The following is a 23,911-nucleotide window of genomic DNA, read 5'->3' on the forward strand; positions in this document are numbered from 1 at the left end:
TTTTTGTTTAATTTCAATTGTTTTAGATAAAAATTAAATAAGGTTAAATAAAAGACTTAAATTGCCATAATAGTAAAAGCATGTTAAAATGGCAATATCTTTAAATTAGACAATCTCTTATTACAATTAAACTAAATATATGTCACACACTCTTCCCTCTTTGCCTTATAGTTACGACGCCCTAGAACCCTATATTGACGCTCGTACCATGGAAATCCACCATACTAAGCATCATCAAGCCTACGTAGATAAATTAAACGCTGCCTTAGCCTCTTATCCTGATCTCGCGGATGACCCAACAGAAAAACTAATTGCCGATCTTGAAGCTATCCCAGAAGATATTCGCCAAGCCGTGCGTAATCACGGCGGCGGACATGTTAATCATAGTTTTTTCTGGCAACTGTTAAAGAAAAACGAAAATGGAGAACCTCTGGAAAAACTAGGACAAGCTATTAATGAAACCTTTGGCTCTTTTGATAATTTTAAAAAAGAGTTTACCAATACCGCCCTCGCCTGTTTTGGTAGTGGTTGGGCTTGGCTTAGCCTGGATCAAGAGAATAAATTAATAATTCATTCAACCCCTAACCAAGACAGTCCTTTAATGATAAAGATGAAACCAATTATCGGTCTTGATGTCTGGGAACACGCCTATTACCTTAACTACCAAAACAAGAGACCAGACTACATAGCCGCTTTTTGGAATATTATAAACTGGGAAAAAGCAGAAAGGAATTTTGAAGTCGCCAATAGCTAAAAAAACCAAAATACCTTAAAAATAAGGAAAAAAGCAAGACCTCTTGCTTTTTTTATTAAACTATGCTATAATAATAGATTAACAATTTTATAATAAAAATAAAAAATAGGAGATATAAAAATTGAGCACACAAATTAAAAAAGCTTTGATTAGAAAAAATCAAACTCAGACAGAAAAAGCAGAAAAATGCTACCTTATATACTTTCTGGATGAGGATGATAATGATTACAGATATTTCAAGGGTCAGGTTTGGGCATTAAATCCCCTTAAAGCTCTGTTAAAATATTTAGAGAATCAATACCTTTTGATTCATAGAAGTAACCTGGAATATGTCAGGGCTGAAACCAAGGACAAGAAAGTCTATCTTGCTCTAGAAAAAAAGGAGGACAAAAAGGGCAAGATAGAAAAAAAATCTACTACCCTTAAAAAGAAGGGTGGAGATAAATCTCCTATTTCCTCTATTTCTATTGAAGAAGAAAAAAGAGAGATGTTAAAAATGGTAGGTACAGGGCTGGATATATGGCGCTGTTGCCCGCAGTGTGGATATAAAGACCCAGCGTATGGATCAGGAGTAAAATGTCCTAACTGTGATTATCAGGAGGGAAGAAACGATGACTAAACATAAAAGCTGGGGAAGGGTGCACAAAGTTGTGAAAAAACCACCCAAAAAAACGAAGATTGAAGATGACAGGATAAAAGATAGTATTGAATTCTCTTTATCCTGTCCTTCTTGCGGGTTTTTTGACCCCCAAGGAAGACCAACTTGTCCGAACTGTGGTGAAGAACCGGATGAAGTGGACATCTTCAAGAATCTCAGAAACCTTTAAAGAAGTATGCATATTAATATCGCGTACTTCTTTTTCATTTTAGGCATCCAATACCAAAAACTCTTAAATTAAGCTGTTAATAACTCTCTTGCCACAAATTACCTTATGTGCTATGCTTTATTTGTTTGTAAGTGTTTTCATCTTAGTTGGGTGGTTAAATTCCGCGGAGCCGTAAAGGGTCTGGGCAATTAAGTGCGAAAATAAGTCGACTTGCAATTTTATCATTCTAAGTCTAACCTTTTATGGCAAAAAAGCTATATGTGGCCGGTATCTCTTACGATACTAATGATGACAGTCTGCGTAATCACTTTGCCCAAGCTGGCAGTGTGACTTCCGCTAACGTCATTACCGATCGTATGACCGGTCGTTCTAGGGGGTTTGGTTTTGTGGAGATGTCTTCAGACGATGAAGCAACTAACGCTATTTCTATGCTTAACGGCAAAGAATTAGACGGACGTTCTTTGACTGTTTCTGAAGCTCGCCCAATGGCCGATCGTCCCGCTCGCCCCAGCAATGGTGGTGGAGGACGCTGGTAATACCGGTGAACTAAAAAACACCCCGTAAAGGGGTGTTTTTTTATTACCAATAACTTACACCTAAAAAATAATGGTTAATTCTCAGAAAATTATAATCCTTGACTCTTGTTTTTCTTAGCTCGACGAATTAACTCATCACGAAGTTTCTCGGCATCCGCTTGAGATAAACCAGGTAACCTTCCCTCGGCAGTTCCTCCTGATAATAGGCTACGTCCACTTAAAGCACCAGCGCTCATTCCAGCTGTTTGAATATTTAAGTCAGATAATCCCAGAATACGCGCCAAAATTCCCCGATAGATATCAACATTCTGAATACGGTCATAAGGAATAGTCACATACTTTTTGTAAATGACACCAAGCTCCTTGCGAAAACCGTCATTAGTTAACTCATAACGATAGAAATTATAGCTAAGTCTTGCCCACATAAAAGATATAACAAGAAGTATAAGAAATACTAAAATTGCTACCCATAAATAACTTAAAACAATGGGGTAAAAACTACCGCCATCATCAGTGGATTTAATAATTTCCGAATTTTCCGATAAGATAGCTCCAAAAACACCCAAGCCCATCCCTATAAATACAACCGGAATAAGTAATATCCCAGAAAGAGAATTAAAGAAAAATAACCAAACGGATTTTGGATCAAGTTGTTTCATATACTATATATTAACGCACATAATTAAAGATACTTTAATTTTATCCCCTCTTCTACTAAAAAGTCAATAAAGCTCTACCTCACCGCCCCAGAATAAGCAATCGCTCGCAAGGTATCCCAGTAGGAGGCTCTGTCCGGGGTATTCTTAAAGATTGAACGATAAATGGAGAGAGCTGCTAATTCTGAGTTGGTGTTTCTCGGCACCGGACGCATACCATACGCCATGATGGTTACGGCGGCATTATCTTTAGGATTGTTCATATCCGGATTTCTTTTATATACTAGGTTAAAACCCGTAACCGCTCTTTGTTCAGCTACTAAGTTTCTGGTAGCGGGCCAACGACCATTGGCTAATTTCATAATATCTTCCCAGTCACTAACCTTATCAGGCAATCTACCATGTGCCGCGAAGAAACTATTAACCACTCCCCCTCTTTCTCCGGCACCTAAGGCTTTAGTTGAACCCGTACCATAGGTAATAAACAACAAGATAGTTTCTCTTAATTCATTAGATGTTCCTTCTGGTACTACTTTATCTCTAATGGAAGCCATGCTTTGTTCCAACTCAAGCGAACGAGTCATACCAACTGCCGCCGCTATTTCCTCGGCCGACCGTCCAGTTATCCCAGCTTCACAAGAAAATTGTTCAAGGGTATTACCGGTACCGCAAGAATCTAACTGTGATTGCATGGGTTGCTCAGGTTCTTGTGGTTCTATCGTGCATGACTGGGTCATGGCAGCGGTCTGTGCATTAGTAAGGGTACAATTAGCTGGTAGTTGTGAAATCACTTGACGTGTCTGTGTACCAGTAGTACTACATGTCCCCCACGCACCGTATGATACTGAAGTGCAATTAGTAACTGTTGGAGGATTTTCTCCACCAGAAGGGGGTGGCGGTGGTGGGATATTAATCGTATAAGCAAAAGACGCAATAGCAGTAGCATTATCCTGTGCATCACAAGCTATGGCCCTAATTGTTTGGCTTGAGCCTACGCTAATCGCGGAACTATAGGTAGAGCCGCTGTTAACACAAGCCGGATTACTGCCATTGGTGGTGTAACGAATCTTAGGGGCTTGCGCAGAAGTTAGGGTAACAGATTGAGCACTGGTATAAGTACCTGCTACAGGCGAGGCTGTTGGTTGATTTAAGACAAACCAACTATGTTCAAGACCGTCATGCCAACCATCTCCATCTCTACTCATAACCCTAATAGAGTAATTATTACCGGCAGTGCCATTAAGAACAATCGGCTCATTTAAGGCTGTTACTGAGCTTAACACTCCCAAAGGATTTAAATAAACATATTGAGTCCCCTCGTTGTCTTGTACTGTAAATGAAGTTTGGGTTAGAGCAGTAATAGCTGAAGCGTTTAAAAGGGTTGGGGCAGGCAGAGCCGGTTCGTTACCATCAGTGGTAATAGCGGGAACAACCACTGGATCACTTTGTCCACTAAAAGAATTTTCGGCAATTACCGATATGTTATTAACAGAATCTTCTTGTAGGGAAGTAATAATAAAGAAATCTGTTTCTTCACCACCCAAAAGATGCCTACCAACCTCAGTTTCTCCGCGATAGGCTTTAACTAAAGAGCCAGCTGGTGCTGTCCCGATAATCGGGTAATAAGAGGCATTAACCGTTACCGGAGCAGCCGGTGAGGTTATTACTGGGTTATTAACTTCAAGCATGCCCAAAGAAGTAAAAGCATTAAGACGTTTGCCGGAAACCGTTTTCCCGGACAAAGCTGCCAGATCATCCCCGCCGTCCATTAATAATTCTTTAATAGAGTCAATGGAAGCTGTTGGAGCCTTAGCCCAAAGTAAAGCCGCTGCTCCAGCTACATGGGGTGCTGCCATGGAGGTGCCATTTAAAAAGCCATATGTTTCCCCAGCACCATCGGTAAATTTTTTAATAGAAAGATCATCAACTATACAACCTTCGTAATTATTATCACTACCATCGGTCGTCCAACGAAAACGCAGAGTAAAGTTAGCGGTCAAATACTGCTCAGCTATCCCAATTTCCAACCAACGAATTGGCGAAGGTCCAGCCGGATTTTCATCATCATCTAAAGTATATTCATCCCATCTAGCAATTTCAGTAAAAGAACTACCGTTACTACTAAAATAAAGACTCATATAATCAAACCAATCTTCATCATCATATTGAGTATCGCATTGGGCTCTAAACTCCACTACCGCTCCCAAAATATCCGCACCAGATAAATCAATAACCGGCAAGGTTAAATTATTACTAACATTACCAGTATAAGGATTACGGTTAATATCTCCGTACAAAGCCCTACCCCAAGACCCTCCAGGTTGTTGAGTACCCCAGGTTAAAGGATTGGTTTCGGCTACCCAGCCGGCCGGTAACGTCGGAACAGTAATACCCTCAAAGCTCTGATTCAAAATAACTGTCTCTCCCAAGGTACTATAAATATTTACTCCCGGAGCCCCAAGGTCAACACCAACGGATCCAAAGTCCGAAAAGGAGGCCAAAGCGTCATTTTGATCAGTGGCAGCCACACAAATAATATTATCCAAGTTATAACTACAAGGATAAAGAGGAGAGCTATTATGATTAAGTCCCCTATTGCCGGCGGCCGCTACAAATAAACCGTCAAAAGACTCAATGGCGGCTCTTAATGTAAGATCATTAGCTGTCCCTCCCCAGCTGGCATTAATAACCTGGGCACCATTATGTTCAGCAAAACTAATAGCTTTAACAATTTCACTTGTAAATAAAGCTGTTTTAAGAGCCATAATCTTAGCCTGCGGTGCCACTCCGACAATTCCGGTATTATTATTCTTCACCGCCGCAATCGTACCAGCAATATGGGTTCCATGGCTGGAAGAAGTTGGAGCCGGGTCTTTATCATTATCTTCAAAATCATAACCATGGATACAATCACCCAAAGCAGCGCCGGTATCACTTAAACAAGTCGTACCATCCCACATGGAGCCGATAAGGTCAGGATGCTGATGGGCTACACCAGTATCAATAACAGCAACAATAATATCCTCACCACCAGATAATTCCCAAGCGTTAAGAATATCAATATCCGCACCAGCCGTACCAGTTATACCATTAACACTTTGTCCGATATTACGAAGTCCCCAGAGTCGGTTAAACTCAGTATCATTAGGTGGATCTTCGGCAAAAATATCGTAACGATAGTTGGGTTGAACATAATCAACAGCCGGATCGGCAGATAATTCACTAATTAAATCATTCAGGCTTTTATTATCTTGGATTCGGTAAACGACAAAATTTCTCTCAGAATGACTATCTAAAAGAGTTAAAGAATTAGCAGAAGCAAAGCTCATGGCTTGCGAGTGAGCAAAGGGTTTTTTAAGATCAAGTTTAGCTGGCTTAAAAACCACAATTACTTCATCTAAAACAGCGGACTTGGAAGGAGATGGTAAAGAAGAGTTTGAAGAATAATGATATTCTTTAGACTTAACAAGTTGCTTAGACAACCAAGAATTTTCTTCTTTATACTCAACTTTATTCTCAACCAACTTATCTATTAAAGAAGCTTTAAAAACATTCCCATTAACCCCCTCGGCTGAACCAAAGAAGGCGGGTAATTGCAATAGGCCAAATAAGGCCAGCATAAAAAGATTTCTGTATAACATACCTAAATTAAAGTTATTTATTATGGTTATTATTATAGCATAATTAGCTCTTACTGGGCTAGAGATTAATAAACAAGCTAAAGTTATAGATAATATTATTTTGATTTATAGTACAAAATTTAATTAATATGAGTTATAAATTTGTAAAATTTCTTCAGAAGAAAGAGCTCTATTATAGATACGGGCATCATCAACCAAGCCATTTAAAAACCTAGTGGTTCCTCCAACCGCCGCCGAACTACTGGCAATAAACAAAGGGGCTGCAGAATAGAAAGGACTTAAACCAATAGTTGTTCTACTATTTCTTAAAATTCCATCAGAATAGAGCCTTAATCCATCCGATTTTTCTGATTCATAAACAAAAACCAAATGCGTCCATTCATTAAGAGTATTTTGAGCATTGTAATAAGATGCTTGATACTGTCCGTCTGAACCGTTTCTTATACCAGCTCTAAAATTTAAAGATGAAAAATCATAATCCAATCCATATTTATTGGGCTTAGCAAATAGACCAATAACATTACCATCAGGAGGATTGGCTATTTTCTTAACCCAAATAGCCATGGTAAAATTACTGGTATTACTAAAATTAAACTGCTCTGTATTACCAAGATTTAGGTGTTGATTAATCCCATTAAATTGTAAACAACTTCCCCTCTTACAATCTGAAGTTACCCAAAGAGGGTTATTAATTAAATTTGCATTATTTCCATTACCAGATAAATCATAAGAAACAGAACCAGCTCCCTCCTCAAATCTCCACCAACCTATTAAACCACTTAGAGTACCTATTGATCTAATAGGCCCGCCTGCTTCAACAATAATTCCTCCGGCCGGTAAATTTAAGGTATTTGAACCAAGACAAGAGATTAAACTGTAGTAATTTAAATTATTAGAAGTATATCTGTATTCTTCATTCGGACAATTACCGTCTGTATGGGGAATAGGATTACTTGGCACTGAGCTCATATAAACTATGTCATTAGCTTCTATTGGCTCTCCGGGGGTTATAGATGAAGGATATGAATTATTATCAACATAATAAAACTCCAAGGCATTAGCTATTGATCTTAAATCATTTAGCCTTTTAGCGTCTCTGGCGATAGCTCTTGAGTTATTTAAAGAAACAACTGCCAAGGTAACCAAAATACCTATAATAGCTATAACCACTAGGAGCTCTATGAGGGTAAAGGCTTGAGAATTTCGCTTTAAAGTATTGTTTTTTAGTAATTTGTACATATACTAAACATAATAGCCTATCTTTAAACTTACTATTTTACTGTCCTTTTAATACTTTTATTATATCATAAAAACTACTCTTTGTTATAAAGCCGAGCTAAAACAATAGTTAGGGCTTGAGCAACGTTTAGAGATTCAAGTTCTTTTTCGTGTTTAATCATTAAAGAAGGCGCTTTGGTCTTAAGCTTTATCCCCTCGCCTTCGGAGCCGGCAATAAGCAAAGTTTCTTGGGAAAATTTTTTAAGTAAACGATCGTTAAAAAATTCAGCCTTTGGCTTGGCTTCCAATCTATACGTCAAACGATTTATTTTTTTAATTGTTTCTTCAGCCTCTTCTCTTTTAATCTCTAACCAAGGTACGGCAAAAAAAGCACCGGCCGATGAACGAATTACTTTAGGGGAAGAAGGATCGGCTGACTCTATTAAAACCAAAGCAGCCTTAAAGCCAAGACATAATCTTAAAATAGCTCCAACATTACCAGGATCCTGGACTCCATCCAAAAGGACAATAACTTTTCTTTTTAAAAGATCGCTTAAGTTGTTTTGTGGTATTTTAGCCACTCCAGCTATTGGTTGCGGAGTTTGTACACTAAGTAGTTTTTTAAAATTTTTGGTGTCTTGTACTGTAAAAGAAAATTCTAGAAAATTCTTAGCTGCTTCAAGATTTTTCTTACCCTCCACTAAACAAAGACCTGTTGTCTGACGACCTTTTTTGGATAAAAGTTTTTTAATGATTTTTTCTTGTTTAAGAGTAATCATTATATAATGATCATTAAATATTAGAATATTTTCTCACAGCTACCAAGCTGGCCGCCATATTAACCAAAGCGGCAATAATAAACTGAACAGCAAAGAAGGTTGGGAAATTGGCAACAAAATAAGCGATGATGTTAAAGTCATATTCTAAAAAGAAAGTTTCTAAATAGGGTTGAAGAAGTGTTAGGAAGAAATAGAAAAGACCGGAAGCAATGATCATACCCAAAAGAGTATAAAGAAGACCTGAGATAAGGAAAGGAGCGCGGATAAACCAAGCTGAGGCTCCAACTAAACGCATAACTCCTATTTCTTGGCGATGAGTATAAATTGCTACTCTAATAGTGTTATAAAGCACCAATAAAGTAATAGCGGCAAAGATTAAGCTAATTACCAACCCAGCCTCACTGATTCTGCCTGTGATGGAGTTAATCTTATCCAGCATTACCGTATGATTATCAAAATTACGACTCTCAATAACCGGACTGGATAGATTATTAAGTTCAGCAATCAATTCATCATAACGATCTATGTCAAGGGGACGAATAGCTAAACTGGCAGACAAAGGATTATTACCTATCTCACGCAGAGCCTCAAGAATTTCTGGGCTATTATGGTAGCGTGCTTGAAAATCTTCCAAAGCTTGTTCTTTAGAAACATAAACCACCTCACGAACATTATCCAAAGAGTTAATTTGTCCTCGCAGGGCTAGAACCTCGCTTTCTGAGGCTTCCGGTTTCATATATAAACTAATATCTATCTTATCCCGTACGGTATCCACCGCGGCTTGTGAAATAACCTGTACCGCCAAAAGTAAATTAACGGAAAAAAGAGCTAAAACCAAAATTATAACCGTTACCGCAGATAACCAAATATTACGGACAACATCCTGTAGACTGAATTTAACGGCTCGTAAAAAAGAAATAAACATATTTTTAAATCATATAAGTTCCGACTTTTTTATCGGAAATAATCTTACCATCATGCAAAGTAACCACTCTGCGCTTTAAACGATTAACGATTTCTTTATTGTGGGTTACTAAAATAATAGTGGTACCAAACTCGTTAATCTTTTGTAGTAAGTCTATAATCTCCTGGGCATTAATGGAATCTAAATTACCAGTAGGTTCATCAGCTAAAAGAACTTTAGGTTGGTAAACTAAAGCTCGGGCAATGGCCGCTCTTTGTTGTTCGCCACCAGAGACTTGCCCAGGATAACGATGCATCTTCCCAGCCAACCCAACAATCTTCATTACCTGTGGAACCACTGCCTTAATTTTTTTTTGCGGTTTACCAGCTACTTCAAGAGCAAAAGCTACATTTTCCGCTAAAGTCTTTTTTGGTAAAAGTTTAAAGTCCTGGAAAATTACGGCTACCTGTCTTCTTAAATAAGGTACTTCACTTTGTCCAATTTTGGTGATGTCCCAATCGCCCACCATAATTCTGCCTTCTGAAATTTTTTCTTCACCAATTAAACAGCGCACTAAAGTCGTTTTTCCTGTACCAGATTGTCCAACTAAAGAAATAAACTCTCCGGGCTTAATCTTTAAATTAACTCTATCTAGAGCCACTACGTTATGAGGATATTTTTTTGAAACGTTTTCCAGGGTGATCATAAAATTATTTAATATGTCTATTGAATATGTTGTCGGGCAAAATTCGTTAAGGCCAAGGTGTCATCTAGACTAGCTTGTCTGGTCGGGGAACCCAATACTACTACAATAACATTTTTATTTTTATCTGTCGACCACTTGGTGGCTAAACAGTGTCCCGAGGCGTTAATAAAGCCGGTCTTGGAACCAAGAATACTGCGATCTTGTCCATGAGCCAAACTGTTGGTGTTTTTAAAACTGTGAAATCTTTTAGTATTAAGGGTAGTTAAACCGTATGAAGGTAAAACACTAGCTGAAGCTATGAAAGGATCAAGCCAAACAAGACGAGCAATCATGGCATACTCTGAGGCAGTAGTAATATTGTCTTTAGATAGACCGGTTGGTTCAACAAAACGCGTTTGGCGAGCTCCCCATTCTCTAACCAAAGCGTTCATACGCATAATAAAAGCCTCACGTGTTAAACCGGAGACTCTTACCAATGATTCCACTGTGTTATTGGTTGAACCAACCAAAGAAGAATTAACAAAATCGCGAATTGGTAATTGATCACCATCCTGTAATCTAAGCCTAGCGGACTGTCCGGCTGGTACATAGAGATGATTAAACTCTTCATCCTTAACGGAATAGCTAACCACCCGGTTAAGATCAGGACGAGTGTCCATAAAAACCTTAAGGGCAATAAGTTTGGTTAAACTGGCCATTGGTAAAACCTGTTCAGCTCCTTTACTCCAAAGAATGGAATTGTCCGCACTGTTTAAAACCATAGCCGCCTTGGCTTTAACCGGTAAGCTTGAGGAAGAATTTTCTCCAGACAAAACAGAGGCCGCTACTACTGCTCCCCCGGGCGAACGAGAAGGTATATGATCGGGTAGTTTTTCCACTACCACGTTAACAACACCTTCGCCTAAACCAGCAATTACTCCAAAGGCGACTGCATCAAGATCTACTACACGATCCGGATGAACTCCTCTATTGGGACCATGATCATTAACCACTACATCCACCGACTTCCAATTACCAGTATTAATAACTCTAAGTCTAGTACCTAAAGGAAAATCGGGAGAAGCGGCAAAAAGTCCGCCTCGGTGACGATACCAACTAGCTTTCCCTTTAACTAAAACCCCTGGACTTTCAAACATGGCAATTCTGGTAAAAGGAAAAGTAATATAACTACTCACTACTTTTTTGCCAAAGTTCTCATTAGAAGGCAAAGGTCGCCAACCACCCGGATGATTTTTATCGTAAAAATAAAGTTGTTTATAATTAGAAGATTCAGAACTTTTAATACTAACAAAGAATCTGCCAGCATTAAAAGACGCAGCCGGCATATCTATTTGGTACATCGGTCCAACAAGTGTTAAGCCGGTAGGTGGAGTAATACTTTCATTAAGTTCGGTTAGAACAACAGATGAAGCGGTCTTAAGTTGTCCGGCTGGTAGACCCACCTCCAATGCTCCATCAAAAGCATTAAGAGCGCGGTTTAAGGAAAGCTCGGTTTCCCCAACAACAACTTCATGAACACGATTAGGTAAAGGAGTTATCACAGTTCCCTCTTCGGCGATTAAAAGAGAAGGAGAAACTAAAATACCTAAAGATAATAAGGCAAACAATAATAAAGAAGAAGTTTTTTTAAAAAATCTTGGCTTTATAAATGACTTAAGATATTTTAAGGATAAAGATAATACAGATAAAGAAGGGTCAGAATATATTATATTTAGAATCATAGATTTGTTATTTTTATTTATTTTAAAAATATTAAGAGTTTTAAATAGGTTAAAAGATTAAAAAATTTTAAATTAAAATATTTTAAAAAGCCGCGTTGACGACAAAAATTGTTGAGAATATAATTATAGCACAAATTAAGCAAGACAGACAAATAAAGGAATAGGGAGATAAATAACCTAGAAATAAGCTAAAAAAATCTTTAAATAGTTAAGATTAGTATAATAGCAATAAGTAGTCTTCCTAAAGCTGAAACGTGGGTTCTATTCCGGTGTTTTACTCATCTTTAAATAAAAAAATCTAAATTAATCTATTGATAACTTAACTTGACTATTCCTTGATTGTTGATATTATCAAAAAGAGATTAAAAAATTAAACCTTAACTAAAAAGCCAAGGTAGCTCAGTTGGCAGAGCAGCGCACTCGTAACGCGCAGGCCAGGGGTTCGATCCCCCTCCTTGGCTCAAATAAAAACAGGCTTGTCTTAAAGATAAGCCTGTTGTCATTTAAAGCAATCGTTTTACTTTACACTAGCTTTTACAGCTACTAAATCCTTCCATTTACCGAGCTTCTTTTTCTTGGAAAAATCGTAATTGTCCTCTCGTGATAAAAGAAACAACTCAAGGGAGCGTATAAAGCCAGCTGAAGACTCTTTCATGTTCGGTCTTGGCACATTGTTTCTAGTAAAAACTATCATCTGTCCTTCCTTTATTTTGAAAGGTTTTTTTAATTTTACTACATGACCACTTTCCTCTCGATTTTTTAACCACTCTTTTGATAATTTCCGGCTATTACCTTGCATAAAATAACCGTTAGCTTCTTTTGCAATATAGAATATAAAATCGTACTGTCCGGGAATTAAATGTGGAAAAATAGGGGCCATTAAATGTGTTACTGTTTGACTCTTCATTTTATTTTTAATTTACTTATTTTATACACTATAACAAAAAAAACCTTTTGGCAAGGTTTTTTATTAACTACTAAATTAAATAAAGAAAAATAATTACTTTTCTTATTTCTCTAATTTTTCTTCTTCAACACCGAAAAAATAATCACCCCATAGTTTAAAGCCTTGTACCAAGGCTGGCTCAGGGGTAGGTTCGGGAGCAGGAGGTAGATCAAAAAGACCGGTACCGATGGGGCGCTCTTGGCTTTGTCTTACTTCCACTACAGTTACCTCTTCCCCTGGTTTTTGATAATTAAGTTTAGTACGAGCTTCTTCTTCCGCAAAACGATCTGTTTGCATGTATTCAATAGTCTGTTTAAGTGTCTCGTTTTTACCTTCGGTTTCTTCAACCATTTGCCTTAATTCGGCAATATCTTGGTCCACCGAAGATTTTTGTTGCCAAACACGAATAAACTGCTTAACCGTAAAGACCAAAGCAGCGATTAAACAAATAGTAAAGAGGAATTGTTTGGAGAAAATGGCGCGAAAAAAAGCCTTCATAAAGAATAATATAATAAACTATTTTTATTATATATAACTATATCACAAAAAAAGCCAATAAGCTAACATCGATTTATAAATACTAAAAAGGTTATAAAAAAAGACATGGTTTTTAATAAGACCATGTCTTTTAAGTTGTTATTAATAGCTCCCGAATTAAAAGATTTAATAATCTTGTAAACAACGTACTGAGTTGGCATAATGCCTTTGATCAGTACCGCTATGGATAGTGGTAGCGGAAACCATGAAAAGTCTACGTAAAGCGTGGTGTGTTCCATCCTGATCAGCTAGCCATAGTCTGGTTTGGCTAATTGGGTAATAATACCAACCATTATGGTAGCCCGCCATAATTAAAGAAAAACCCATTAAGTCTTCTCCATTACCCTGTCCGACTTTTCTAAGAGAACGACTGGCTCCAAATTCTCCACCAGTATTACCGGCTGGATTACCGTTAGGATAAACACTGTCCGCACAACGACGCCAGGTTGGAGCAAATCCAATAGTAGAACATTCATATTGAGGGTAAACACTACCAATCTTTTCCACGGTATATTGTTCCAATACGGCAAATTCCTGATCATTTGGGATATGCCAACCAAGTGGACAAATACCTTGATGTTGTTCACGAATAGACTCAGAGCAATCTCCTTGTAAACAGTCCTCATAAGAAAGTAGCATGGCTTGCGGCCACTGATAAAGACCTCCATAAAGAGAACAATTACTTTCATTGTCATCAAGACAGTATTTTTGAATTACTGAATCATCGCTTTGGTGGGTAGTGGCGTCAATCCTAACACCAACTCGCAAGTTTTCTTGCATCCAACATTGTTCACCTATGTGTACGGTTTTATATTGATTACCCTCAGAGTCATAAACAAAGGGTTCGCAAAAAACTGGAGATGACTGAATCTTAGCTCCATTGTATTTAAAAATTTCCGGTAAACTTAACTTAAAAGAAGAAATTTTTGATCTAACAGAATTTTCAAACGAAACTTGTCTTGAAACATCGGATGAGGCGGAAACACCAAAACCGAACATAAAACAAGCCAGGGTAATAAAAATAATTTTCTTAGTCATATTATATAAATAATAAATAAAAGTATTTAACCTATATACTTATATAATATCATAATTAATTAAAAAAGTCAATGGTAGTTTTGCACAATAACTAAAAACCGCAATAATTAAGAGAAAAACTCCATATTACCGCTCTTATTGGCTTATAATTATAGAATAACCAAGGGAATACTTTTTCTAAGAATCTTTAACACAACGGACTGAAAAGCCAAAGTTTTTCTGAGCGGTATTAGTTGTTATTGTAGAACGATTAGGAACAAAATACCTTGTATTACCCCAAATAACAGATGCTTGATTGGCAAGCCACATTCTACTAGTGTTGGAATACGAAGATCCGTTATAGCTTCCTCCTAGCAAAAGAGAAAATCCGCCAAGATCATCACCCGCTCCATTGCCACTTCCCTGGCCCACCGCTTTAATTGACTTACCGGCTCCCTTGGCTCCGCCCGTGGCGCCGGCTGGAGAGTTGTCTGGGTTAACGCTATCTGCACAACGATGAGTTTGACCTATTTCATCATCAAAATCAAAAACATTACAAGCATATTGAGGTTTGTCGCTGTTGGCTAATTGAACCAAACTTCGTTCTAAAGTAACAAATTCTTGGTCGGTTGGTATGTGCCAACCTGAAGGACAAATACCTTGATGTTGTTCCTCAATTTGTCCGGAACAATCTGAAACAACACAAGCGGAGTAAGAAAGATTCATAGCCTCAGTCCATTGGTAAAGACCGCCATACACATCACAGTTAGCTGGGTTGTTGTCATAACAAAACTTCTCAGTTACTGAATCATTACTCTGGTTAGAAGAAGAGTTAATGGTTGTTCCAACTTTAAGATTTTCTTTCATCCAACACTGTGGACCTATTTGCACAGTGTTATATAAATTACCGTCTTCGTCCCCTACTTGTGATCCACAATTAAACATACCCGCTGAAGTGTAATAACCAACAGGACCAGGAGTAAAAGAACCCCCACTAGAACCCATACAGACTGAAACAATGTATTGACCGTTGCCTAAGGCAGTATAGCTGTATTCTTGCCCAGGACAATTACCGTCTGTTCTTGGTTGTGGATTTGAAGGTACTGCCGACATATATATTGTACCGTCCGGACCAGTCAAGGGTTGTCCGGGAGTTATTGTTGAAGGATAGTTGCCGTGGTTAGCATAATGAAGCTCAAGGGCGGAGCCTATACTTCTTATATCAGAAAGTCTTTTAGAGTCCCTGGCCGACGCTCTGGAGCCACCAAGAGCTACAATGGCAAAGGTGGAAAGAACTCCGATAATAGCTATAACCACCAAGAGCTCTATGAGAGTAAAACCTTGTCCTTTCTTAAAACTAATTATGTTTTTCATATTATTTATATAAAGGGCGTTAAGGCGCGCCTTATAATACTTTATTATATCACAAAGTATTTAAAGAAAACTATCTCCAAGAAGTGTCTTGAAGCGATTTACCTATCATATCTACGACTGTCTTATGTGAAGATTTAAAATTGTGATTAAGGAAATAGGCATAATCTTCGCCTAGTCTACTAAAATTTTCTCCCACACTATAACCCCCTGAACCCTCAAAAGGAGCCTGCGGGTTCATATTACGAAAAACTGCAAAATGTACATTGTCATCAAAATGTTGCACGCCGGTTATTAAATAAAAGGTTTGTGGATCCATAAATATCGGGTAATTATCCTGTAAGGCATCATTTAAATATTCTTCTTTTTCCCCTTCTTCATACTCTTCTTCATAAACACTCTGTATTAATCTCCAAAACTTAGGGTAAAGGAACTCATGACCAGAAGAGGCTATGGTATAACGAGAGATAAAGGGACTTTCGTGTAAACGACCGGGTCCAAGAGGGTTATAAAGAGCACGAACTTCATCTCCATCCAAGAAACCATCACCGTCCGTGTCCGGGTTATTTGGATCAGTGCCCATAAGTAATTCCTCAAGATTGGTTAAACCATCGTTATCCGAATCTTGGGACCAGTAATTGTCAGCAGATGAAGGATTAGAAGAATTCCTATTAAATAATCCTAACCCAAGATACTTTAAGTCATCATCATCGTTATTATCAAAATCATCAAAATTTTCCGGCCACTGATTATCAACAGACGGGAAATTTGAAGAAACATTATTTAACAATCCCTCGCTAATCGCTAAAGCCCGATAATACTCATAAGCCGATTGAGCTAAAGGATCAACTGTAGGTTCTTCAATTATTACCTCTTCTCTAGCAATACTTATTTCTAAGTTAAAATTATTATTCTGTTGCTCATTATTATTGGGATCGCTGGAAGACCACTCTATCTTTTCAAGTTGGAGATTTTCATTGACAACAAAAGATATGTCTATCTTGGCCATATACAAAAATGAAGGAAAAACTTCATCAAGTAGTTTGCTGACACTATCCATTTTCCGAAATATCTCTATAAGTCTAAGTCTTTGTTCCTCTGTACCAAGCCAGATGAAGGCAGACTCACCGGGTACATAATTAGTTAAATCTTCAATTATGTTAAAATCAAAAAATACCCATATATCAACGCCTTCGTTAAGAACTAAAAGTCCATTAAAAAAGCCTTGATTAACAGCCCCTGACTCCGGATAGGCCTGAGAAAATCCAAATTCATCATAATGACTTTCATTTTCTGTCTGATCCAATATTTCTGTCTCCTCGGGCATCAACTCAATAGGTTCATTTTCCATTTGTCCGAAAATATCGGAGTTCTTATTATAAAAATAATCTTCCCAATATTCTCTCAAAGTATTGCCATCCAGCTGATAAGATAAACGATATTGATTCTGATCCTTTTCTAAAGACATGGGTTGAGTCTGGTCTATGTTGTCCAAAACAGATTCCGCAAAAAACAAAGAGCCCTCGGGTGAATTAATGCGTTGTACTGAGTTATCAAATGAAACAATACCACCAGAATCAATTAATAACTCATGAGATGTCAAAAGGTATCTAATATAATTAACAGCTGACATATACTCATTTAATTGTTGATTATATTCTTCCCCTCTTTCAAGATGAAGCCACTTATCCAATAAAAATGAAGCTTCTTGAGCAATGGGTCCAGGAATTCCTGGATTTAAATACTCAAAAGAATCACCAATAGTAGGATCATTAGCCAAGCGGTTTATTTTAAAATAATCTTTTCCGTCATATGACCTACTTGTTGCTTCAATTAAAGATTTGAGCAAGAGATGTCCTTCATCCTCCGTTATTTCATTTTCATAGTTTCCCTGATAAAAAATTTCAAAATCATTTTCAAGGCCGTTTTTAGGTTCAGCTATTCTGATTTTGTAAGAATCAATAATCTCTTCTCTCTCGGTTGATCCATATTGAGACCAGCTAGATACTTTGCTTTCAATAGACAAAACAACGTTACCGTTTTTTAGACTTTGAAGATCAGCTAAGGCTGCTTGCATAATCTCTTCGGCTGGAAGATCTTTAAGTTCTTTATTGCCCAAAGAAATTTTAGAGAAAAGATTAGGAAAAAAACGAGCTGAAGCTACACCGCCTAAGATTAAGACTAAAATAACCGCTCCAATAATAACAGGGCGGCGGAATCTGACAAAAAAAGAATCTTTGGGATAAGAAGCTTGTTGTTTAACAGGCTCCATAACGGACTCGGTTGTTTTGGCAACTACTGGTTCAGCTTGTGCTTGGGGTAAAGACAAAGCTTCAGCAATAACCTCATCAGACCAGCCTTGTTCTTTTAAAGCCGGAGCTATATCTTCGTTACCAAAACCTCTGTCTTTTTGTCTTTTAATATAATCTTCCAAAGCTGGGTTAATCATATGATTGGGCAATCTTATTGATTCATTTAATAGATCAAATAAAAAGATTGATGAGTTAATAATTAATACTTATATTTTACCATAAATTAGGAGAAGATGGCAAAGGTGGATAGGTTATTTATAAAATAGTTCCTGATTTCTAAGCTCATTTTTAATATCTCGGTAATCCGGAAAAACTTTTTCCACCAGTGCCCAAAACCTTTTGGAATGATTAAATTCTTTTAGATGACACAGTTCATGAACGATAATATAATCACGATGCTTAGGGGGCAAAAAAATAATCTTATAATTAAAATTTAGATTTTTCTTATTTGAACAACTACCCCAGCGAGTTTTTTGATTCTTGATAAAAACCTTGTTAAAAGAAAAACCATATAGGGCATTATACCATTCTATACGCTCTTTTACTAAAATTAAGGCCTTCTCTTTATTTTCTAGATAATCCTTACGTGAAAAAGAACGAATTGATCTTGAATCAATATTTTTAAAAAATTGTAATTTATTTTGTATCCATCTTTTCTTATCCAAAAAGAATTTCTCAACTATAGATTGATCTACTCCAAAGGGAGTAGTAATAACTACCGTACCATCACAGTAGACCGCCAAACGTAAACGTTTAGCCCGCCAACTTCTTTTTAGCTTATAAGAAACGTTTACATCCATAGGTGTTTGGTTATAGTTTTTTGGTTAGATTTAAATGGAGCATAGACTCCATAGATACATTATAATGATTTATAAACTAACATTAATATTATTTGCCTTACTTGGCAACACTATTTAAAAAGGATTTAACATATATACCGATCGTTTTGCCGGCGTTGGGAAAACGATCTGTTTATACAAAAATATTTAATTCTTATAATTGGTTAACAACAAGAGATTACTTTCAATTATCTCCGGAGATACAGGCCAGGATGCGACGACCGGACTTATTTCCAAAGCGTTAACCAACCACTCTTTACCATAAACGCGACATCCACCCACTTCATTGTGTCCAAAAGGAATTTTTAAATAAGTGCCGGTAAAAACTATAATGGGTTTTACCCAGATATCGGCTCCGGTCTTTTCAAGTAGATAATCATGTAAGCCCAAAGCTTGCCTTCTAGCCTGCTTTAAAAAATCTTTCTCCAAAACCCGACCGTTTCTAAGTAAGCTTGATCCGTCAAAGCTGATTCTACCTTTATGGCTTTTTACTTCAATCGTAAACACACCGCCAGGACCCAGGACAATAAAATCAATATTGTCACGGCGACCTGGTAGCTTAGCATCTTGAAAGACTAAAAAGCGGTCATCGAGGCGAGTTAATTGTTTTAAGATTTTTTCCTCACCTATGAGACCTGAGAAGTAGAAGAAACCTTTTTGATCAAGGTTTTTGTGTAATATATATAGCAACCAAATAGTGGATAAAAAAGGGATAAAGAAAAGCGCTATGCTTATTAATCCAGTAAACGTACCAATTAAAGCAAGATTTTCAAAGATAACAGAAATTATAATATAACCTAATATGACTCCCGTCAAAACTGCTGTCACAGAAAGAAGGAGGTATGCAACAGTCCTAATAAGTAGATAATCACGTTGAGTGCCGTAGAGGTGAGGCATATTTTGAAATGAGGTTTACTTTTTCAAGTTTTGAGATTTCTTTAAATCCTGCCAGGAATACTGAGACACATTGCCTTTAACATCAACAGAAAATACATACAATAATAATTTTTTGGCGACTTGCCAAGGTAAGCGTCGTAAGGCAATTTTTGCACTGGTATCCGGCAAGCCAAGTCCGTAATAATATCTTGTGGTTTTACTTGTCTTCATTCTAGTAATAATCTGCCCTAAGGAATAGACAAAGGCTACCTCATCTACTTGGCTAATTTTCCCTTGTCCCTTAGCTTCAACAAAAAAATATCTTGAATACCGATGATGTTTGGCTTTAACATCCACACCTTTTTCATGTAGACCTCCAAATTGAAAATGCCCCCAACCGTTAGCTGATAACCATTTGATAATTGAATTCTTCACAAAGTCTTCACTCATTACCTTGTCTTTGTTGGCGGATATAAGACCAGCTTTTATGACCTTCTTTGGCTCTTTGAATTTTTTATTTAACGCAAATGTGGAGGGACCAACTTTAATAAAGCGGGATTTATCTCTATGAGTCTTGATGTCAACAAGTAAGATAGCGTTTAAAGTGGAAGCAGGAGTTTTACCAGTAGTAATAAAACCACGCGCCAAGGCCTGGCGAGCTATTTCCCGACTATGGAGCGGGATACCAGTTTCTTTTAAGATTTGATAGGCTAATGATTTAAGGGAGGGCATAGATTCTGAATACACTTATTTACTATATAAAAGTTTTTGGAATCCAAAGAAAACTGAACGAATATTATCAACATTTCCCAAAGATTGCTCAGCATTCGCAATCGCATGATATTTTAAATTTAATAAAACCGGTAATTTTTCTTCATCAAGTTCCTCAACGCCTTTCTCTTGATACTTCAATAAAATAAAAATCAAAAACTCTTTTTGTTTTTCATTTAAACCTTTAAGAATTCTATCTCGTGATTGTTTAACCCTTTCAGCTCTTGAAATAGGTTTAATGAAAAATGAAATGTACATCAAAACATCAAATAAATCACTTTGTTCCGCATCAATCATTTTTTGCAAGGTTTCCAATTCATCTTTACCAAAACCTCTTTCTGCGATTTCTTCCAAAAATACCTTACGGGTTGTCGGATCTGACCAAATTTTTCTAAGCTCCTCTTCGCTTTTGAAAAAATCCGGCATAGTACCAAACATAGTATCTATAAATTCTTGAATTGAAACGGGCCTGCCTTCCGCACTCCAAAATGACGTTGAAACCATATGCTGAATCTCAAGTTCTTTTCCATCACGAAGCTTAATTTTTAGTTTTCGCCTTGGCTCTTCGGGAGGCTCCAGTGGAACCGGAGCAACATCTATCTTCGGTTTCTTAGGAGATCCTGATTTTATATCTATTACTTCATCTATCGGATCACCATCCCACTCCGGATCAGAGAAATGTTTATAAGCATCCACAAAATCATAAACCGTAAAATATTCTTTACCATCAAAAAGCCTGGTTCCTCGACCAATAATCTGCTTAAACTCAATCATAGAGCTAACCGGTCTCATTAAAACAATGTTACGGATATTTCGCGCGTCCACGCCGGTAGATAGTTTTTGCGAAGTGGTCAAAATTGTGGGTATCATTTTTTCATTATCCTGAAATTCTCGTAAAAATTGTTCACCGCGAGCACCGTCGTTGGCCGTTACTCTTACGCAATAATTTGGATCATTGCTTTTTTTCATTTGATTTACCAAGTCACGAACAGCCAAAGCATGATCTTGCGTGGCACAAAAGATAATTGTTTTCTCATTTTGATTTATTTCATCCAAGATAACCCGCACTCTCTTAGCTTCACGTTCTTTGATAATAATAACCTTATTAAAATCCGACTCTTCATAAATTTTACCTTCCTCCACTTCACCCTCAATAATCTGGTCATCCGAAGTGTACACATAATCGTCCAAAGTAGTCTTAATTCGCTTAACTTTAAAAGGTGTTAAAAATCCATCATTCACACCTTCTTTGAGTGAATAAGTATAAACCGGCTCACCGAAATATCGGTAAGTGTCCACATTATCTCGTCTTTTTGGTGTGGCGGTAAGCCCCAATTGAACAGCTGGAGAAAAATAATCCAAAATACCTCGCCAGTTGCTTTCATCGTTGGCACCACCCCGATGACACTCGTCAATAATAATAAAATCAAAAAAGTCCGCCGGGTAATCACCAAAATAAGGTGTTCCGTCCGGACCACTCATAAAAGTCTGAAAGATTGTAAAATAAATACTCCCGCTCATTGGCACTCCACCACGCCTTCGAATATCCAAAGGATTGATTCTTACCAGCGCATCTTCTGAAAAAGCAGAAAAAGCATTAAACGCCTGATCGGCTAGGATATTTCTATCAGCTAAAAATAAAATTCTTGGACGACGTAAGCCATCTCGTTTTAAATTCCAGCGAGTTTCAAAAAGTTTCCAAGCGACTTGAAAGGCCACAGCCGTTTTACCCGTTCCGGTGGCCATCGTCAAGAGTATCCTTTCTTTTTCTTCAGCTACTGCCTTTAAAACATTATTGATGGCGATTTCTTGATAATACCGCTTACCATATTCACCTTCGTTCGGCACACTGGAAAATTTACTTTTCCATTCGTTCCAATCCGCAAAAGTTTTATTCCAGAGTTCATCAGGGGTTGGAAAGCTGGTAATCTCCCCTTCTTCGCCCGTTTTCATGGATATGGCGTAAATCTCTTTGCCATTAGTGGCGTAAGTATAGTCAATCTGAAGCTTCTCGGCATAAGCCTTGGCTTGTGCCACACCTTCAGCGGCGGCCAAAGTCTCGGCTTTGGCTTCTATTACACCAATCTTTTGATTTTTATATACCAAAATATAATCAGCAATCTCCGGTTTACTTCTTATTCCGCCTATTTGAATTTTGCCGTCAGTAATGCGAAATTCACGCAAGACCTTTGACCCATCCACTTCGCCCCAACCACTTGCCTTTAACTTTGGATCAATATATTCAGCTCTTGTTTCTGCTTCGTTCATAAATTTAATTCTAGTCTATGAAAATATCTATGTATTTCTTATAAACATAAGATTGGCCATATTTTTTATCTTTGTCTTTGGGAATAAGAATTCCCTTGTTTATAAACCGATCAATAACGGTTTGCGCTCCCGCCCGGGTAAAGCCAGTCCATTTTTGAATAATAACATTATTTATGATTGGTTGACCATATAACTTAGGCAGAACAGCCATCGCACTCTCCGAAGCTCTTTTGCCCAAAGTTTGGATTTTTCGCATATCTTCTTCACGCAAGGTTGTTATCTTACCTACAATATCAATAGCTTCATTGGCTATTTCAATTACACCATCCAAGAAAAACTCCACCCAGTCTGAAACCTCTGCTTCCTCACTTTGGTAAGAGGATAATTTTTCATAGTAAATCTTTTGATGCCTTTTAAAATAAGAGGATAAAAATAAAACCGGTTTTTCCAAAAATCCTTCTTTCCATAAATAGAAAGTGATCAACATTCTTCCTGTTCTTCCATTACCATCCAAAAATGGGTGGATAGTTTCAAATTGCGCATGAATAATACCCGCTTTTATTACAGTCGGGGTTGAATCTTCTTTATTAAAAAATAATTCAAGATCATTTAAGGCTCTCTGCATTTCGTTCACGGGTGGGGGAACAAAACGAGCGTTATCCGGCCTTGTGCCACCTATCCAATTTTGACTTTTCCGAAATTCTCCAGGATCAGAGAAATGAGTGGCCCGCGCTTTTTGCATTAACTTTCCATGAAGCTCTCGAACAAATCTTAAAGCCATTGGAAAATTATCCGTGGTAATTCTTTTTATTCCGTAGTTCAGAGCTTTTATGTAATGCAAAATATCATCAACATCTTCGGGTATATTTTCATTAACTTTTACTTCCGCTTCTATCGCATCAATCATCGTCGCTCCGGTTCCTTCAATTTGGCTGGAAGAAGTGGCGTCTTTTTTTAAATACATGAGCAGAAAAAAATCAGCATCAGGCAGGAGTTTTGTAATGCCGTCTAATTTACCCAAGAGACGCGTAGCTTCATTATTCTTTTTAAGAATTTTCGGATTAAAATCATAACCGTTCTTTGGCGGAAAGGGATTGGGAATAAAGGCCTTAAAACCTTCTTTTTGTTGGATATTTCTGCCTATTTCTACTTTTGGCATAACTTGTATCTATCTTATTTAGAATGTATACAAAGTATAGCAGTTTGTATCTTTTGAGTCAAGTAATATATAC

The 23,911-nt window shown here is 37.4% G+C and carries 21 protein-coding genes and 1 tRNA gene; 5 read left to right on the forward strand and 17 right to left on the reverse strand.

Going from position 1 to position 23,911, the window contains the following annotated elements:
* The first annotated feature begins 139 nt into the window (after positions 1 to 139).
* The 4 genes from QY321_03015 to QY321_03030 all read left to right on the forward strand — a co-directional run bounded on the left by QY321_03015 (position 140) and on the right by QY321_03030 (position 2,117).
* Positions 140 to 754, forward strand: a complete 615-nt coding sequence (locus tag QY321_03015; protein ID WKZ24563.1) for a superoxide dismutase — start codon at positions 140 to 142, stop codon at positions 752 to 754.
* Positions 755 to 875: 121 nt separating this feature from the next.
* Entirely contained in the window at positions 876 to 1,373 is a 498-nt protein-coding gene (locus tag QY321_03020) for a hypothetical protein (protein ID WKZ24564.1), read from the forward strand.
* A gap of 31 nt (positions 1,374 to 1,404) precedes the next feature.
* Positions 1,405 to 1,581, forward strand: a complete 177-nt coding sequence (locus QY321_03025; protein WKZ24565.1) for a hypothetical protein — start codon at positions 1,405 to 1,407, stop codon at positions 1,579 to 1,581.
* Between the two features lie 242 nt (positions 1,582 to 1,823).
* Entirely contained in the window at positions 1,824 to 2,117 is a 294-nt protein-coding gene (locus QY321_03030) for an RNA-binding protein (GenBank protein WKZ24566.1), read from the forward strand.
* A gap of 89 nt (positions 2,118 to 2,206) precedes the next feature.
* Here the strand turns inward: QY321_03030 and QY321_03035 are convergent, their stop codons facing one another.
* The 7 genes from QY321_03035 to QY321_03065 all read right to left on the reverse strand — a co-directional run bounded on the left by QY321_03035 (position 2,207) and on the right by QY321_03065 (position 11,742).
* Positions 2,207 to 2,776 carry a PH domain-containing protein gene (locus QY321_03035; GenBank protein ID WKZ24567.1) on the reverse strand — a complete coding sequence of 190 codons (570 nt, stop codon included), beginning with the start codon at positions 2,774 to 2,776 and terminating at the stop codon, positions 2,207 to 2,209.
* 74 nt (positions 2,777 to 2,850) lie between these two features.
* Entirely contained in the window at positions 2,851 to 6,414 is a 3,564-nt protein-coding gene (locus tag QY321_03040) for a S8 family serine peptidase (GenBank protein WKZ24568.1), read from the reverse strand.
* Between the two features lie 123 nt (positions 6,415 to 6,537).
* Positions 6,538 to 7,653 (reverse strand): prepilin-type N-terminal cleavage/methylation domain-containing protein, encoded by a 1,116-nt coding sequence (locus QY321_03045; GenBank protein WKZ24569.1) that lies wholly within the window; start codon positions 7,651 to 7,653, stop codon positions 6,538 to 6,540.
* A 74-nt stretch (positions 7,654 to 7,727) separates the two neighbouring features.
* Positions 7,728 to 8,411, reverse strand: coding sequence for an RNA methyltransferase (locus tag QY321_03050; GenBank protein WKZ24570.1), 684 nt, complete (start codon positions 8,409 to 8,411; stop codon positions 7,728 to 7,730).
* Positions 8,412 to 8,424: 13 nt separating this feature from the next.
* Positions 8,425 to 9,336: a permease-like cell division protein FtsX gene (locus tag QY321_03055; protein WKZ24571.1), complete on the reverse strand. Its 912-nt coding sequence runs from the start codon at positions 9,334 to 9,336 to the stop codon at positions 8,425 to 8,427.
* A 4-nt stretch (positions 9,337 to 9,340) separates the two neighbouring features.
* On the reverse strand, positions 9,341 to 10,021 hold the full coding sequence (gene ftsE, locus QY321_03060) for a cell division ATP-binding protein FtsE (protein WKZ24572.1): 681 nt from the start codon (positions 10,019 to 10,021) through the stop codon (positions 9,341 to 9,343).
* A 17-nt stretch (positions 10,022 to 10,038) separates the two neighbouring features.
* Positions 10,039 to 11,742, reverse strand: a complete 1,704-nt coding sequence (locus QY321_03065; protein ID WKZ24573.1) for an RlpA-like double-psi beta-barrel domain-containing protein — start codon at positions 11,740 to 11,742, stop codon at positions 10,039 to 10,041.
* Between the two features lie 388 nt (positions 11,743 to 12,130).
* On the opposite strand from QY321_03065, the gene QY321_03070 reads away from it, so the two are divergent.
* Positions 12,131 to 12,203: transfer RNA gene (locus QY321_03070), tRNA-Thr, on the forward strand.
* A 56-nt stretch (positions 12,204 to 12,259) separates the two neighbouring features.
* Here QY321_03070 and QY321_03075 read toward each other — a convergent pair.
* The 10 genes from QY321_03075 to QY321_03120 all read right to left on the reverse strand — a co-directional run bounded on the left by QY321_03075 (position 12,260) and on the right by QY321_03120 (position 23,838).
* Positions 12,260 to 12,649: a hypothetical protein gene (locus QY321_03075; GenBank protein WKZ24574.1), complete on the reverse strand. Its 390-nt coding sequence runs from the start codon at positions 12,647 to 12,649 to the stop codon at positions 12,260 to 12,262.
* Positions 12,650 to 12,751: 102 nt separating this feature from the next.
* Positions 12,752 to 13,186: a septum formation initiator family protein gene (locus QY321_03080; GenBank protein WKZ24575.1), complete on the reverse strand. Its 435-nt coding sequence runs from the start codon at positions 13,184 to 13,186 to the stop codon at positions 12,752 to 12,754.
* Positions 13,187 to 13,351: 165 nt separating this feature from the next.
* On the reverse strand, positions 13,352 to 14,263 hold the full coding sequence (locus QY321_03085; GenBank protein ID WKZ24576.1) for an FISUMP domain-containing protein: 912 nt from the start codon (positions 14,261 to 14,263) through the stop codon (positions 13,352 to 13,354).
* A gap of 177 nt (positions 14,264 to 14,440) precedes the next feature.
* Complete coding sequence (locus QY321_03090) at positions 14,441 to 15,616, reverse strand: FISUMP domain-containing protein (GenBank protein ID WKZ24577.1); 1,176 nt, start codon at positions 15,614 to 15,616, stop codon at positions 14,441 to 14,443.
* Positions 15,617 to 15,686: 70 nt separating this feature from the next.
* The gene (locus tag QY321_03095) at positions 15,687 to 18,062 is read right to left on the reverse strand and encodes a hypothetical protein (GenBank protein ID WKZ24578.1); all 2,376 of its coding nucleotides are present in this window, start codon (positions 18,060 to 18,062) and stop codon (positions 15,687 to 15,689) included.
* 114 nt (positions 18,063 to 18,176) lie between these two features.
* On the reverse strand, positions 18,177 to 18,725 hold the full coding sequence (locus QY321_03100) for a M48 family metallopeptidase (GenBank protein WKZ24579.1): 549 nt from the start codon (positions 18,723 to 18,725) through the stop codon (positions 18,177 to 18,179).
* Between the two features lie 186 nt (positions 18,726 to 18,911).
* Entirely contained in the window at positions 18,912 to 19,661 is a 750-nt protein-coding gene (locus QY321_03105; GenBank protein WKZ24580.1) for a nuclease-related domain-containing protein, read from the reverse strand.
* 15 nt (positions 19,662 to 19,676) lie between these two features.
* Complete coding sequence (locus tag QY321_03110) at positions 19,677 to 20,372, reverse strand: winged helix-turn-helix domain-containing protein (GenBank protein WKZ24581.1); 696 nt, start codon at positions 20,370 to 20,372, stop codon at positions 19,677 to 19,679.
* A gap of 15 nt (positions 20,373 to 20,387) precedes the next feature.
* Positions 20,388 to 22,679 (reverse strand): DEAD/DEAH box helicase family protein, encoded by a 2,292-nt coding sequence (locus tag QY321_03115; protein ID WKZ24582.1) that lies wholly within the window; start codon positions 22,677 to 22,679, stop codon positions 20,388 to 20,390.
* A 10-nt stretch (positions 22,680 to 22,689) separates the two neighbouring features.
* Positions 22,690 to 23,838 (reverse strand): Fic family protein, encoded by a 1,149-nt coding sequence (locus QY321_03120; protein ID WKZ24583.1) that lies wholly within the window; start codon positions 23,836 to 23,838, stop codon positions 22,690 to 22,692.
* Positions 23,839 to 23,911 lie beyond the last annotated feature (73 nt).

It is taken from the genome of Patescibacteria group bacterium, assembly GCA_030583705.1.
GTDB lineage: Bacteria > Patescibacteriota > Patescibacteriia > Patescibacteriales > Patescibacteriaceae > Patescibacterium.

Coding starts and splice junctions, on each gene's coding strand:
- QY321_03015 (WKZ24563.1), top strand. CDS start 140: ATGTCACACACTCTTCCCTCTTTGCCTTATAGTTACGACGCCCTAGAA.
- QY321_03030 (WKZ24566.1), top strand. CDS start 1,824: ATGGCAAAAAAGCTATATGTGGCCGGTATCTCTTACGATACTAATGAT.
- QY321_03035 (WKZ24567.1), bottom strand. CDS start 2,776: ATGAAACAACTTGATCCAAAATCCGTTTGGTTATTTTTCTTTAATTCT.
- QY321_03040 (WKZ24568.1), bottom strand. CDS start 6,414: ATGTTATACAGAAATCTTTTTATGCTGGCCTTATTTGGCCTATTGCAA.
- QY321_03045 (WKZ24569.1), bottom strand. CDS start 7,653: ATGTACAAATTACTAAAAAACAATACTTTAAAGCGAAATTCTCAAGCC.
- QY321_03050 (WKZ24570.1), bottom strand. CDS start 8,411: ATGATTACTCTTAAACAAGAAAAAATCATTAAAAAACTTTTATCCAAA.
- QY321_03055 (WKZ24571.1), bottom strand. CDS start 9,336: ATGTTTATTTCTTTTTTACGAGCCGTTAAATTCAGTCTACAGGATGTT.
- ftsE (WKZ24572.1), bottom strand. CDS start 10,021: ATGATCACCCTGGAAAACGTTTCAAAAAAATATCCTCATAACGTAGTG.
- QY321_03065 (WKZ24573.1), bottom strand. CDS start 11,742: ATGATTCTAAATATAATATATTCTGACCCTTCTTTATCTGTATTATCT.
- QY321_03075 (WKZ24574.1), bottom strand. CDS start 12,649: ATGAAGAGTCAAACAGTAACACATTTAATGGCCCCTATTTTTCCACAT.
- QY321_03080 (WKZ24575.1), bottom strand. CDS start 13,186: ATGAAGGCTTTTTTTCGCGCCATTTTCTCCAAACAATTCCTCTTTACT.
- QY321_03085 (WKZ24576.1), bottom strand. CDS start 14,263: ATGACTAAGAAAATTATTTTTATTACCCTGGCTTGTTTTATGTTCGGT.
- QY321_03090 (WKZ24577.1), bottom strand. CDS start 15,616: ATGAAAAACATAATTAGTTTTAAGAAAGGACAAGGTTTTACTCTCATA.
- QY321_03095 (WKZ24578.1), bottom strand. CDS start 18,062: ATGATTAACCCAGCTTTGGAAGATTATATTAAAAGACAAAAAGACAGA.
- QY321_03100 (WKZ24579.1), bottom strand. CDS start 18,725: ATGGATGTAAACGTTTCTTATAAGCTAAAAAGAAGTTGGCGGGCTAAA.
- QY321_03105 (WKZ24580.1), bottom strand. CDS start 19,661: ATGCCTCACCTCTACGGCACTCAACGTGATTATCTACTTATTAGGACT.
- QY321_03110 (WKZ24581.1), bottom strand. CDS start 20,372: ATGCCCTCCCTTAAATCATTAGCCTATCAAATCTTAAAAGAAACTGGT.
- QY321_03115 (WKZ24582.1), bottom strand. CDS start 22,679: ATGAACGAAGCAGAAACAAGAGCTGAATATATTGATCCAAAGTTAAAG.
- QY321_03120 (WKZ24583.1), bottom strand. CDS start 23,838: ATGCCAAAAGTAGAAATAGGCAGAAATATCCAACAAAAAGAAGGTTTT.